General features: G+C 68.6%; 11 protein-coding genes and 1 tRNA gene. 3 read left to right on the top strand and 9 right to left on the bottom strand.

Going from position 1 to position 13,240, the window contains the following annotated elements; genetic code table 11:
- Window positions 1-29: 29 nt before the first annotated feature.
- The 7 genes from DDQ50_RS03405 to serS all read right to left on the bottom strand — a co-directional run bounded on the left by DDQ50_RS03405 (window position 30) and on the right by serS (window position 7,073).
- On the bottom strand, window positions 30-1,037 hold the full coding sequence (locus DDQ50_RS03405; protein WP_116755295.1) for a D-2-hydroxyacid dehydrogenase: 1,008 nt from the start codon (window positions 1,035-1,037) through the stop codon (window positions 30-32).
- Window positions 1,030-3,147: an alpha-amylase family protein gene (locus tag DDQ50_RS03400; protein ID WP_116755294.1), complete on the bottom strand. Its 2,118-nt coding sequence runs from the start codon at window positions 3,145-3,147 to the stop codon at window positions 1,030-1,032. Before DDQ50_RS03400 ends, DDQ50_RS03405 begins: the two co-directional genes overlap by 8 nt.
- Window positions 3,144-4,022 (bottom strand): NAD(P)-dependent oxidoreductase, encoded by an 879-nt coding sequence (locus DDQ50_RS03395; RefSeq protein ID WP_116755293.1) that lies wholly within the window; start codon window positions 4,020-4,022, stop codon window positions 3,144-3,146. Before DDQ50_RS03395 ends, DDQ50_RS03400 begins: the two co-directional genes overlap by 4 nt.
- A gap of 269 nt (window positions 4,023-4,291) precedes the next feature.
- Window positions 4,292-4,654 carry a PRC-barrel domain-containing protein gene (locus tag DDQ50_RS03390; protein WP_116755292.1) on the bottom strand — a complete coding sequence of 121 codons (363 nt, stop codon included), beginning with the start codon at window positions 4,652-4,654 and terminating at the stop codon, window positions 4,292-4,294.
- Window positions 4,655-4,814: 160 nt separating this feature from the next.
- A tRNA-Ser gene (locus DDQ50_RS17175) sits at window positions 4,815-4,899 on the bottom strand.
- A 66-nt stretch (window positions 4,900-4,965) separates the two neighbouring features.
- Window positions 4,966-5,805, bottom strand: coding sequence for an HAD family hydrolase (locus tag DDQ50_RS03385; RefSeq protein ID WP_205663559.1), 840 nt, complete (start codon window positions 5,803-5,805; stop codon window positions 4,966-4,968).
- A complete protein-coding gene (gene serS, locus DDQ50_RS03380) occupies window positions 5,802-7,073 on the bottom strand; it encodes a serine--tRNA ligase (protein WP_116755291.1) in 1,272 nt (423 codons plus the stop codon). Before serS ends, DDQ50_RS03385 begins: the two co-directional genes overlap by 4 nt.
- A 65-nt stretch (window positions 7,074-7,138) precedes the next feature.
- Here serS and DDQ50_RS03375 point away from each other — a divergent pair, with 65 nt between their 5' ends.
- Window positions 7,139-8,140, top strand: a complete 1,002-nt coding sequence (locus tag DDQ50_RS03375; protein WP_116755290.1) for a diacylglycerol/lipid kinase family protein — start codon at window positions 7,139-7,141, stop codon at window positions 8,138-8,140.
- Window positions 8,141-8,445: 305 nt separating this feature from the next.
- On the opposite strand, the gene pheA is transcribed toward DDQ50_RS03375, so the two are convergent.
- Complete coding sequence (gene pheA / locus DDQ50_RS03370; RefSeq protein WP_116755289.1) at window positions 8,446-9,408, bottom strand: prephenate dehydratase; 963 nt, start codon at window positions 9,406-9,408, stop codon at window positions 8,446-8,448.
- A gap of 40 nt (window positions 9,409-9,448) precedes the next feature.
- Between pheA and pgm the strand changes: the two genes are divergently transcribed.
- Together pgm and DDQ50_RS03360 are read left to right on the top strand one after the other, a co-directional pair.
- A complete protein-coding gene (gene pgm, locus DDQ50_RS03365; protein ID WP_116755288.1) occupies window positions 9,449-11,065 on the top strand; it encodes a phosphoglucomutase (alpha-D-glucose-1,6-bisphosphate-dependent) in 1,617 nt (538 codons plus the stop codon).
- A gap of 120 nt (window positions 11,066-11,185) precedes the next feature.
- The gene (locus DDQ50_RS03360) at window positions 11,186-11,707 is read left to right on the top strand and encodes a VOC family protein (protein ID WP_116755287.1); all 522 of its coding nucleotides are present in this window, start codon (window positions 11,186-11,188) and stop codon (window positions 11,705-11,707) included.
- A gap of 25 nt (window positions 11,708-11,732) precedes the next feature.
- Here DDQ50_RS03360 and DDQ50_RS03355 read toward each other — a convergent pair whose 3' ends face one another.
- Window positions 11,733-13,133, bottom strand: coding sequence for a GAF domain-containing serine/threonine-protein kinase (locus tag DDQ50_RS03355; RefSeq protein WP_116755286.1), 1,401 nt, complete (start codon window positions 13,131-13,133; stop codon window positions 11,733-11,735).
- Window positions 13,134-13,240: the final 107 nt, after the last annotated feature.

The following is a 13,240-nucleotide window of genomic DNA, read 5'->3' as shown; positions in this document are numbered from 1 at the left end:
ATGGCTGAGGTGGTGCAGGGCGGGGTAGGTCAGCTCGCTCGGCCGGCGCGGTAGGCGTCGGCTTCGCTGAGCTGGTTGAGGAGGGGTTCGCCGGCACGGTACCGGCGGGCGTTCTCGACGATGATGTCGATCGAGCGCTGGGTCTTGTCGGGCATCCGCGGGGTCATGTGCGGGGTCAGATAGAAGTTCGGCGCGTCCCACAGAGCCGAATCGGAGGGCAGCGGCTCGGCAGAGAAGACGTCCGACGCCGCGCCGGCGATCTTGCCCTGCTCGAGCGCTTCGACGAGGGCCGCCTCGTCGACGACGGGTCCGCGGGAGATGTTGATGAGGATCGCCGACTGCTTCATCCGGTCGAACTGCGCCGCCCCGAAGAGGTGATGCGTCTCGTCGGTCAGCTGGGTGGCGAGCATGATCACATCGGCGCGATCGATGAGGTCTTCGACGCTGTCGCCCTCGGATGTCGCGAGCATCTCGTCGACGTAGTCGGGGGCGTCGCCGCCTTTCCGGCGCAGGACGACGACCCGCATGCCGAAGGCGCAGCCGAGCTTGGCCATCTCCTGTCCGGTGGCGCCGAAGCCGACGACGCCGAGGGTCTGGCCCCAGAGCGCCGGGCGGTAGAAGTAGTCGGGGATGCCGCGCCAGGTGCGGGCGGCCTGGTCGCGGAGCAGTTCCCGTGCCTTGTAGGTGAGGGACAGCGCGAAGTAGAAGCCGTGCTGCGCGAGAGCGGGCGCGGATCGGCCGGCCGACCCGCTGACGATGAGGCCCTTCTCGAACACCTCGGGCCGGGCCGACTTGTTCAGCCCGGAGTGGTCGCAGTGGATCCACTGCAGGTGCGGTGCGGCGATGTGCCGGTCGTCGAGGTCGCCCTCGAGCACGGCCACATCAGCCCGTTCGAGCGTCGCGGCGATCAGCTCGCTGTCGTCCGACGCCGCCCAGACGAACTCGGCGGGGGCGAACGCGGTCCTCAGCTGCTCCAGTTCGTCCTCGGTGAACGGGACGGTGGCGAGCACTGTCGAGATGGTCCGGTTGTCAGTCATCGTTCCTCGTCGTTTCGGGAGTGCGGGGGCGAGCGGCCGGTTCGTCGGCCGTGAGAGGGGCTTCGTATTCGATTCTGATCACGGCGAGCGCGCCGATCGGCGGCAGGTCGACCCGCCAGCCGCCGTGGACAGCGGTGACGGTGAGCGCCGAGTCGCTGCGCAGATCGGTCGCACGGATCGGGCGATCGCTGATCACGCCTCCCCCGTGGGCGGTCACGGGCGGAACGAAGGTGTTGCCCTGGACGCCGCTGAGGTTGACCAGGTGCAGCACCGTCCCGGCCTCGCTTCTCTGCTCCGTGACCTCGATATGCGGCGGGAGGTCGAAACGGAGGCGGTGTCCGCGTCGCGCGCCGTCGACGACTCGCGCGATCAGGTCGCCGATGACGGAGAGCCCGACCTCGTAGAAGCTCCGGCCGATCGACCAGGGGATGACAATGACGGATCCGTCGCCGGCCGCGGCAGTGACGATCGCGGGCGCCGCGCTCACCGTGTTGCCGTACGCCTTCTCCGGAGGTCCGAACGGGGCGGGAGGAACGAGGGCGAATTCGGTCGCGGCGCTGGAGCGGACGGTCATCGGGTAGCTGCTGCCGATGATCGGGACGACGGGGTGGCGCGGGTGACTGCCGGGCTCGGCAGGCTCCACCGCATAGAGCGCGTAGGCGTCCTGTCCGATGAGCGGCTTCCCGAGAGCCTCGACCGGCGAGTGGGTCAGCTGCGCTCCGCCGTCCCGTCCCGTCGCGCTCGCGCCGGTGAGGACGACCGTCAGACCGTCGGCGACCCGGCGATCGAGCTCCGCGGCGACGGCCGGGTCGACCGGGCCGACATCAGGGAGCACCAGCACCCGGTGCTCGGCGAGGCCGGGCCCGCTCAGGGCTGCTGCGAGGTCGGCGGATGCCACGACGTCGAACGGCACATGCGCCTGCTGGAGGGCGCGATAGATCCCGCGGAACTCCGCGAGCGCGGTCCCGAAGGCGATCGGGTCGAGCACGACGCTGTCGGGCCTGACGATCGCCACCTGGGCCGCAGGGCGCAGATCCGCGTAGTCGCGGTGGTGGTCGCGGTGGAACCGGAACAGCGGCGAGACCGCGGCGACGTTCGGGTAGTCGATCGCGCCGGGCTCTCCCATGATGTAGACCGAGGGCGCACCGCCCCGGGCCAGCGTCTGCGCGATGTACTGCTCGTAGTGCGCGGAATCCTCTGCGGCCAGGCGGTAGGGCATGTCGACGAAGGCGACCGAGTTGACGAACACCGGACGTTCGGGGTCGGCCGATTTCGCGACGCTCACCGCCTCGGACGTCGCGGAGGGCCAGAGGAGACGGCCGAGCTCGTTGTTGGCCTCGTGGAAGATGATGTCCGCACCGGGGCCTCGGATGAAGCAGGCATCCGGCAGGAGAGCCGAGATGTGCTCGCGGAATCGCCGGGTGAGATCGCCGATCGTGCGGCCCGCGTAGGCGCGCCAGGTGAGGTAGTTCTCGGACTCCGGGCCGACGGGGAGCTCCTGGCCCCCGGAGAACTCGGCGAAACCGCGGCGGGAGGACTCGTTCTGCGAGACGCCGCGGTACCGGCCGGAGTAGTCGATCTCGTTGAAGCCGAACCAGTTGAAGAAGAAGCCGTCGACCCCGTACCGCTCCGCGACCTCGGTCAGAGCTTCGAATGCGGCCGTCTGGTAATAGCCCGCACTGGGGCAGGTGCTGAAGAGCCCCTGGTACTCCTGGTACTCGCCGTCGGGGCCGACGTACAGCCAGTCGGGGTGCTCCTCGGCGACGCGGCGGCCGACCTTCGAGAAGTCCATGCGTGCGATGACGCGGATACCCCGGGCGTGTGCGGCTTCCACGGCGTCACCGAGCAGGTCGCCCGACGGTCGCTCCGCCAGATGGGGGTTCCGGGTCTGGTGTCCGAGCCGCGTCGGGTAGAACGAGAGGATCCCGCCGGCGTTGATCAACCAGGCGTTCGAACCGTGCTCCTCGATCGCGTCGAGAGTCTTCTCGACGTCGAGCACCGTGTCGGTCTCGCGGAGGTTGGTCTGGAAGACGCGGAACGGCTCCCGCCACCACGGACGGTGCGCGTCGCCCTGCCCATCCCGGATGGTCTCGCCGCTGACGAGGGTCATCGCTCGAGTCCGTTCGCCTCGCGGGAGCGCCGGTAGAGGGCGCTGTGGTCGAGGTCGCCGTCGCCTCGGGCGACTGCCGAGTTGACGAGCTGGGTGACCGCGGCCGCGAGCGGGAGGGAGAGGCGCTCGAGCCGAGCGGCGTCGGCGACGATGCCGAGGTCCTTGGCGTGGAGCGACAGCCGGAAGCCGGGTTCGTAGCGTGCCGCGAGCATGGCCGCGCCCTTGCGATCGATGACCGTGCTCCCGGCGAGCCCGCGACCGAGCACGCCCAGGGCGGTCTCGGTCTCGACCCCATGGCGTTCGAGGAAGACCAGGGCCTCCGCCACCAATTGGATGTTGCCCGCGACCACGAGCTGGTTGGCCGCCTTGGTGACCTGCCCCGCCCCGCGCGGCCCGACTACGGTGACGGTTCCCATCGTTCCGAGCACCGGGGAGACGCGGGCGATGTCGGCCTCGTCACCACCGGCCATGATCGAGAGGACGCCTTCGACCGCCGCAGCCTCGCCACCGCTGACCGGAGCGTCGATCACGGCGATGCTCTTCTCATCGAAGGCGCTCGCCACTTCGGCCCATTCGGACGGGGCGATCGTGCTCATGTCCACGTAGACAGCCGACGAAGCGATCGAGGCCAGGATCCCGTCCTCGCCGAGTGCAACCCGGATCACCGCGGGCCCGTCGGGGAGCATGGAGATGACGATTTCGGCCTCGGAGACGGCGCCTTCGATCGAGTCGGAGACGGCGATGCCGTGCCGGCGAGCGATCTCGGCGCGTTCCGGCCGACGAACGTATGCCGACACGGAATGACCGGCCCGCACGATGTTCGCTGCCATGGGCATGCCCATGACACCCAGACCTATGAAGCCGACACTGGCCATTCGTCACATCCCGCCGTTGGAAGTATATCGTTTTACCGATCGGCGAGATTTTACGCAGGTTCGGCGGCTAATCGCAAGCCACCCGAGCGTCACTCGATTTCCGGGCGCGCCATTCTGCCCCTGACTGACGGCTGCGACGACGGCAGCGGGGCCAGCCTGCCGCAGTCACGGCGACGAGACGTCGACGCGGATCAGCACCTAACCTCGGGGTGCGCGTTGGCGATGCCTCGTGGATGTGAACCCGGCGGAGCAGGCCGGGTCCGGGAAGATCAGCGGCGGCCGAGCCGCCGCTCGCCTTCTGCGCCGAGGGAGTACGGCAGTCCGTAGTGCTCGAAGACGGCCGCTTCGATCTCGGTGGTGAGCTCTCCGTCCGTCTCGATCGACGGCGCGTTCTTGATGGTCTTCTTGTCCGCCTGCAGCTTGATGTACTTCGGCGCGACGACTGCCCCGATCAGCGGCGCGAAGACGAGCCGCCGTCTTCCCGGAATACCGATCTGCACAGCGGCGAATGTCGGGGCGTCGGTAGCGGTGTCGAAGTAGACCGACTCCAGGGAGCCGATCTTGTCGCCGCCCGTATCGACCACGTCATGGTCTTGCCAGTCGCGGATGTTCTCAACGGTGATATCGCTCATGGATTCGACTTCCGGTCGCCGTGTCGGATCGCGACCTCAGGCCGCGTGGGCCTCCGATGGTACGTCCGCCTGCCGCGAAAAGACCGGGGATCGGAACGACGACTCGACCTGCGATGCCGCGATGTCCGCCGACACGGCAGCGCACAGCATCCCCCCGATGCGGAGGGCTAGGGATTCGAACCCTAGAGACATTTCTGCCCACCAGTTTTCAAGACTGGCTCCATCGGCCGCTCGGACAGCCCTCCTCGCTTCGCACGCGAAGCGGCCACGAGTCTAACCGACCGCCCGCGCAGCGCACGAGGCGGGAGAGGTCAGCGGCCCTGAGAGCCGATCGAGCGGAGCAGGAGCGCGAGGCCGTCCTCACTCACCGGCGCAGTGATCTCGGAGGCCACGTCGAGCACGTCCTGAGGCGCCTGCCCCATCGCGACACCGCGCCCGGATCGACCCGCCCACTCGAGCATCTCGATGTCGTTCCGACCATCGCCGACGGCCACGACGTTCGTCGCGGGAGCACCGAGGATCTCCCGAACGCGTTCGAGGGCCGTCGCCTTGTTGACCCCGTCGGGAGCGATGTCGAGCCACGCGGTCCAGCCGACCGCATAGCTGACCCGGTGCAGACCCATCCGCTCGACGACGCCGAGGAAATCCTCGAGACCGTGGTCCGGCGAGATCACGACGACGCGAGTGGCGCGGGTACCGAGCAGGCCATCGAAGTCGACGGTCTCGCTCGCGAGGCCCAGTACGGTCTCGGGGAACTCATCGGTGTGACGGTAGAAGCCCGTCTCATCCTCGACGGCGTAGCGTGCGCCGCCCAGGTGCGAACGGATCGTGGTCAGAACCGAGGTCGGATCGAAGGTCTCGACGTATTCGCGGCGGTAGCCGAGAGGCGCTGCCGGGTCGCGGCGGACCGTGATCGCGCCGTTGGAGCAGACGACGTACTCGGGGGCGATGCCGAGCTGGTCGAGCACGGGGAGTGCGGTCGCCACCGAGCGACCGGTCGCGAGCATGACTTCGTTGCCCTCGCGGCTCAGCCGGCGCACCTCGTTCACGACGGCGTCGGAGAGCTGCCCGTTCTCATGCAGGATCGTGCCGTCGATGTCGAGGGCGACGAGGTAACGGTCAGCAGGCCAGGAGGATGCAGCGTCGGTCACTGCGCGGTCACCGGCTCGAGCACCTCGAGGCCGCCGAGGTACGGTCGCAGCGCCTCCGGGACCACGACCGAGCCGTCCTCCCGCTGACGGGTCTCGAGAAGCGCGACGATCCACCGCGTCGTTGCAAGGGTTCCGTTGAGCGTCGCGACGGGCTCGGTGCGACCCGACTCGCCACGGGCGCGGATGCCGAGGCGACGACCCTGGTAAGTCGTGCAGTTCGAGGTCGACGTGAGCTCGCGGTACGCGTCCTGGGTGGGAACCCATGCCTCGACGTCGAACTTGCGGGCGGCGCTCGTGCCCAGATCGCCCGCAGCCGTGTCGATCACGCGGTAGCTGAGCCCCAGCGACTGGAGCATCGACTCCTGCCAGCCGAGCAGACGCTCGTGCTCGGCCTCGGCCTGGTCGGGCGTCGTGTAGACGAACATCTCGAGCTTGTTGAACTGGTGGACGCGGATGATCCCGCGAGTATCCCGGCCGTACGAGCCGGCTTCGCGGCGGTAGCAGGTCGACCAGCCGGCGTAGCGCAGCGGACCCTTCGAGAGATCGACGATCTCGTCGGAGTGCAGCCCGGCGAGCGCCACCTCGCTCGTGCCCGTCAGGTACAGCTCGTCGGCGGGGAGGTAGTAGACCTCGTCGGCGTGCTCGCCGAGGAAGCCGGTGCCCTCCATGATCTCGGGGCGAACCAGCGTCGGCGGGATGACGGGGGTGAAGCCCGCCTTCAGCGCGTGATCGAGGCCGAGGCTCATGATCGCCAGTTCGAGGCGGGCACCGATGCCCTTGAGGAAGTAGAAGCGCGCCCCGGACACCTTGGCACCGCGTGCCATGTCGATGGCGTCGAGCCCCTCGGCGATCTCGAGGTGATCGCGAGCGGCGAAGTCGAAGACCGGACGTTCGCCCACCTCGCGGAGAACGACGTAGTCGTCCTCGCCGCCTGCCGGAACCCCGTCGAGCACGATGTTCGGGATGCCGCGGGCGATCGAGGTGAACGCCTCCTCGGCGGCGTTCGCACGTGCGCCGGCCGCCTTGACGTCGGCGGCGAGCTGCTGCACCTGCGCGACGAGAGCCGCCTTCTCCTCCTTGGGAGCGGCGGCGACCCGCTTGCCGTACGCGTTCTGCTCGGCCCGGAGGCTCTCGAAGCTGGTGAGTGCTTCGCGGCGCTCGGCATCGGCATCGCGGGCGGCGTCGACGAGGTCGACGGAGGCACCGCGTGACGTCTGCGACCGCTTCACGAGCTCGGGCGAGTCTCGGAGCAATGCGGGGTCGATCACGAAACCACCCTACCCGCGTGCCGCCGTCCCCGGATTCGCTGTGTGACCTGGGCTAGCGTGTGCGCATGGCCTCGGAGGAAGCACCTCGGTTCGCAGCGGTCGTCTACAACCCGATCAAGGTCGATCTCGAGGCGCTCCGCGCTGCGGTCGACGCCTCCGCCGCAGCCGCCGGCTGGGCGGAATCGCGTTGGTACGAGACCAGCGAAGAGGACCCCGGCACCGACATCACCCGCCAGGCGATCGACGACGGCGCCGACGTCGTGCTCGCGGCAGGCGGCGACGGAACAGTGCGCGCGGTGGCCGAAGGACTGCGCGACTCCGGCATCCCGATCGCACTTCTGCCCTCGGGAACCGGCAACCTGCTGGCCCGCAACCTCGACCTCACCCTCGACAACCTGCCCGGCTCGGTCGACACCGCCTTCACCGGCGCCGACCGCAAGATCGACCTCGGAGTCGTCGAGATCGAGCGCACCGACGGCACGCGCGACCGGCACGTATTCCTCGTCATGGCGGGCCTCGGGCTCGACGCGAAGATGATCGCCAACACCAATCCGACGCTCAAGAAGAAGGTGGGCTGGCTCGCCTACGTCGACGCGATCGCCCGGTCGCTGCGCGGCAACAACAAGCTGCGCGTTCGGTTCCGCCTCGACGGCGCCCAGCCGCGATCGCTCCGCATTAACACGATCCTCATCGGCAACTGCGGTTCGCTGCCCGCCAACATCCTCCTGCTGCCCGAAGCCGCGGTCGACGACGGGGTGTTCGACATCGTCGCCCTCCGCCCCGACGGGTTCGTCGGCTGGGTGCAGATCTGGGTGAAGATCGTGTGGGAGAACGGCGTGCTGCGCCGCACCAACGTCGGCCGCAAGCTCATGGGCAAGACCAAAGAGGTGCGCACCTTGCGGTACATGAAGGGCAAGGAGATCGTCGTCCGACCCGAGTACCCGCAGGAGTTCCAGCTCGACGGCGACACCTTCGGTCAGGCCGTCGCGGTCAAGGCGTGGGTCGACCACCTCGCGCTCGAGGTGAAGATCCCGAGCGACCAGAAAGACCGCCTCCCCGCGTCGTAGAGGCACCTGCTCGTTGAGCTCGTCGAAACGCGCACCTTCGCGCCCGTTGAGCGCAGCGAAACGCAGGACGCCCCTTCGCGCCCGTTGAGCACAGCGAAACGCAGGACACACCTTCGCGCCCGTTGAGCGCAGCGAAACGCAGGACGCCCCTTCGCTTCGACAAGCTCAGCGGGCGGTAGCCCTCCGTCGAGACGCACACCTTCGCTTCGCTGCGCTCAGCGGGCGGCTACCCCCGCTCGTTGAGCTCGTCGAAACGCGTGCGTTCGCTTCGACAAGCTCAGCGGGCGGTGCCGGCTCGGGGCGGCCTACGGGTCGACGCGTTCGCCCGAGAGGATGCCGCGCAGCCAGTCACGGGCGTCGGTGAAGTTCTCGTCGGAGTACTGGGCGACCTCGTCGGCGCGACGCCCGTCGGCGCGAGGGTAGGACCCGAGGAAGACGACACGGGGACTGAAGCGGCGAAGGCCCAGCAGCGCGTCGGCCACGCGCTCGTCGTGCACGTGCCCGTCGAGGTCGATGACGAACCGGTAGCGGCCGAGGGCATCGCCGATGGGGCGGGACTGCAGCAGGCTCATGTTGATCCCGCGGGTCGAGAACTGCTCGAGCAGCTCGAGCAGCGCACCCGCCTTGTCCTCGGGGAGGTCGGCGACGATGCTCGTCTTGTCGGCGCCGGTGCGCTCAGGCAGTGCCGTGGTCGTACTCACGAGCACGAAGCGGGTCACCGCATTGGGGTTGTCGCCGATGTCCTCGCCGAGGATCTCGAGCGGGTAGTGATCGACGATGCCGGGAGGCGCGATCGCAGCATCGATGATCGCCCCGTCGGCACCCAGCAGATCGGCCGCGGCCTGGACATTCGAGGTCGCGGGGATGTGCGCGTGCGTCGGCAGGTTCCGTTCGATCCACTCGCGGCACTGCGCGTAGGCGACCGGGTGGGCGCCGATTGTCCGCACATCCGCGAGGGTGATGCCCGGGCGGGCGACGAGCACGAACTGCACCGGGACGAGGTACTCGCCCGCGATCCGGAGGTGCGGAATCGTGGTGAGGGCGTCCTGCGTGGCGGTGACCCCGCCCTCGACCGAGTTCTCGATCGCGATCATCGCCGCGACACTGCGCCCCGAGACCACGTCGTCGAACGCCTCGCCGACGTTGTTGACGGCCCTCCACGGCTTGCCCTGAGCCTCTTCGACCTGCTTCAACGCGGTCTCAGTGAACGTACCGGCGGGTCCCAGATAGCTGTAGCCCGGCTCGGAAACGTCTGCGGGCTGAGGCATGGAGTAGAGGATAGCGTTCCGCGCGGGCCAGGATGGGGGCATGACCGATCGCGCAGGGACTGTTGCCCAGGAGTCCGACCTCATCGACGTCAAGGCCCTGGTGCACGCCTACTTCACGCTGCACCCCGACGTTTCCATCCCCGAGCAGAAGGTCGTCTTCGGCACATCCGGCCACCGCGGAAGCGCTTTCGACACCGCGTTCAACGAGGACCACATCGCCGCGACCACGCAGGCGATCGTCGAATACCGGACCAAAGAGGGCATCACCGGCCCCCTCTTCATCGGCCGTGACACGCACGCGCTGAGCCGCCCGGCCGAGACGACCGCACTCGAAGTGCTCGTCGCCAACGGCGTCCGCGCCCTGTCCGACGAGTTCGACGGCTACACGCCGACTCCGGCGGTGTCGCACGCGATCATCACCTACAACCGCGCGGGCCACGACGATCAGGCCGACGGCATCGTCGTGACCCCCAGTCACAACCCGCCCCGCGATGGCGGCTTCAAGTACAACCCGCCCCACGGCGGACCGGCCGACACCGATGCGACCTCGTGGATCGCGAAGCGCGCCAACGAGATCATCGAGGGCGGCCTGCGCGACGTGAAGCGGGCCGAGCCGACCGCCGTCGAGACCTACGACTTCCTCGGCAACTACGTCGACGACCTCAAGAACATCATCGACCTCGAGGCGATCAAGAAGTCGGGGCTGCACATCGGCGCCGACCCGCTCGGCGGCGCGAGCCTCAGCTACTGGGAGGCGATCCGCGACCGGTACGGGCTGAACCTCGAGATCGTGAACCCGGTCATCGACCCCACCTGGCGCTTCATGACGCTGGACTGGGACGGCAAGATCCGGATGGACCCGTCCTCCCCGTCCGCGATGGCCTCGGTCGTCGCCCGCCGCCATGACTTCGACATCCTCACCGGCAACGACGCCGACGCCGACCGTCACGGGATCGTCACCCCCGATGGCGGCCTGATGAACCCGAACCACTACCTCGCGGTCGCGATCCAGTACCTGTACGCCAACCGTCCGGGATGGCGCGACGACGCCGCCATCGGCAAGACGCTCGTCTCGTCGAGCATGATCGACCGGGTCGCCGAGTCCCTCGGGCGGGAGCTCCTCGAGGTTCCCGTCGGGTTCAAGTGGTTCGTCCCCGGACTGGTCGACGGGTCCGTCGCATTCGGCGGCGAGGAGTCCGCCGGCGCAAGCTTCCTCCGATTCGACGGCACCGTCTGGACGACGGACAAGGACGGCATCATCCTCGCGCTGCTCGCGAGCGAGATCCTCGCCAAGACGGGCAAGACCCCCAGCCAGCTCTACGTGGAGCTCACCGAGCGCTTCGGCGCTCCCGCCTACGAGCGCGTCGACGCCGGTGCGACCAAGGCGCAGAAGGCGGCACTGGGCAAGCTCGACGGCGACGCTATCGCCGCGGACGAACTGGCCGGCGAGCCGATCACCGCCAAGCTGAGCCACGCTCCCGGCAATGGCGCGGCTATCGGCGGAGTGAAGGTCGTGACCGAGGACGCCTGGTTCGCCGCTCGCCCGAGCGGGACGGAAGACGTGTACAAGATCTACGCCGAATCGTTCAAGGGCGAGGAGCACCTCCGCGAGGTCCAGCGCGAGGCGAAGAAGATCGTCGACGCCGCTCTCGGCTGATTCCGTGTCGGCGGTCCTCCGGCGATCGCCCCACGGGCACCCAGCGGATACCCGGTAACGTCCCAGGCGCTATGGGCTGATCGGGCGTTATCCGTGCCCGGATCCTGGATACCGTTCCATATGACCGACACTCAGCCCCCTTCCGATTCCGACGCTACGGAGACCGACCTCGCCCGAAGCGAGTCCGTGAACACCGAGTCGCTGGAGGAGGAGCAGACGCTCATCTCCGAGCTGCGCCTCGTCATCGAGTGCGAGGACTGGGACTCGGCGCTCGCCTTCTACCGCGACGCGCTCGGGCTGCGTCAGATCCAGGGGTACCAGGGCGACACCGATGCGCAGATGATCCTCGACGTCGGACGGGCGACCATCGAGCTCGTCCACCCCGAGCTGCCGAGCACGTCCTCCCCCACCGATCTCACCGCGCCGCCGGTGCCCAAGACACGCCTCGCCTTCCGCACGTCACGGGCCCAGTCCGTCGTGAAGCGACTCGAGGGTCAGGGCGCGAGCCGGGTGGAAGGGCCGAGGCTGACCACGTCCGACACCCTGAGCGTGCGACTGATCGCGCCGGACAACATGCCGATCACGGTGTTCCGCCCGCTCGGGAGCACCGAGTTCGCCGAGACGCCCGAGACGCCCGAATAGAGCCCCGCATTCCGGGGGCCCAGACTCAGCCGAGGCCGAGCAGGGCCCGTCGGGTCGCAAGCCGCAGCTCGAGTTCGCGCACTGCTATCGCGGCGAGCTCGGCCAGGTCTGCGAGCTCGTCGGGGGTGTAGTCGCGGGGTTCGGTGTCGTAGACGCAGAGCGAACCGATGCTGTAGCCGTCGATGGTGACCAGCGGAGCCGCCGCGTAGGAACGGGCCACGCTCGCGTCGAGCGGCAGGTCGAGGTCTCGTGTGCGCCAATCGGTGGCGATGTCGGACACATACCAGGGCTCCCCGCCCCGGACCGTGAGCGTGCACAGCGACTGGTCGAGCGGCACGTTGCCGCGCAGGTCGAGGCCGGCACCGGCCTTCACGAACACCCGCTCGGAGTCGATCACCGAGACGAACGCGATCGGTGCCCCGACGAGACGCGTCGCGAGGTGGGCGAGGCGGTCGAACGCTTCGTCGGGAGGGGTGTCCAGCACGTTGTATCGCCGCACGGCCGCGTCGCGCTCCGCGACATCGCCCGACGCGAACGCGACGCTCTGGTTGCGGTGCTGCGCGACCTGGGCGAGGCAGAACTCCTGGAAGGCGGCGGTGGCCTCGGCGAGGCTGATCCGGTCGGTCGGCTCGCGCCGTGTCATCCCCGTGAGGATCGCCGCGAGGGCAGCGGGGACCGTGTCGGGGACGGTGGGATCGCGGTCGAGGCGGGCGATCGCCGACTCGCTCACCGATCCCGGGTACTCAAGTCGGGCGGTCACGGCTTCCATCAGCACGAGGCCGAGCGAATAGATGTCCGTCTCGGGCGTGGGGACCTCGCCGAGCACCTGCTCGGGTGCGAGATAGGCCGCCGTCCCGATGGTCACCTCGCCACGGTCACCCGTGCCGATGGCGCTCGCGATGCCGAAGTCGGTGAGCTTGCCGCGGATGCGCGTCTCGGCACCCCGCTTGGCGAGCAGGATGTTCGCCGGCTTGAGGTCGCGGTGGAGGAAGCCGTGCTCATGCACGTATTGGAGCCCCTCGCTGAGGTCGAGACCGAGATAGCCGACCTGTAGCGGGCTCAGGGGGCCGTCCTCCAGCCACCGCTGCAGGTCGGCGCCGGGGATGTTCTCCATGATCAGGTAGATCTGCGGCGCCTGCGGGTCGGACATGTCCACCCCGGCGTCGAAGAGCGTGGTGAGCGCGTAGTGGTTGAGGCTTGCGACGAGTCGCGCCTCGGCCTCCTGAAGCCGCAGCTTGTCGCGGTTGTCGGCGCGTGCGCGGAAGATCTTGATCGCGACGTCTCGGTTGAGCAGTGTGTCGCGCGCCCGGTAGACGGTCGCAAGCCCGCCGTGACCGATGACCGGTCCAACGAGATATCGCCCGTCGACGGAACCGCTCTGAGGGGCCGGCACGTCATCGTTGATGGCGGCGGAGTGCTCTGCCAAGCGGGGTCCTTCGGGACAGAGGGATGGGAGTCGAAGTCGACGACTCTCGACGATTTAGTTAGATCATCGAGATAACGCCGTGCTTACTCTTGCATCTCCCGCTGAGT

The organism is Amnibacterium flavum (genome assembly GCF_003097495.1).
Classification (GTDB): domain Bacteria; phylum Actinomycetota; class Actinomycetes; order Actinomycetales; family Microbacteriaceae; genus Naasia; species Naasia flava.
This window is presented reverse-complemented; position numbering and strand designations above follow the sequence as displayed.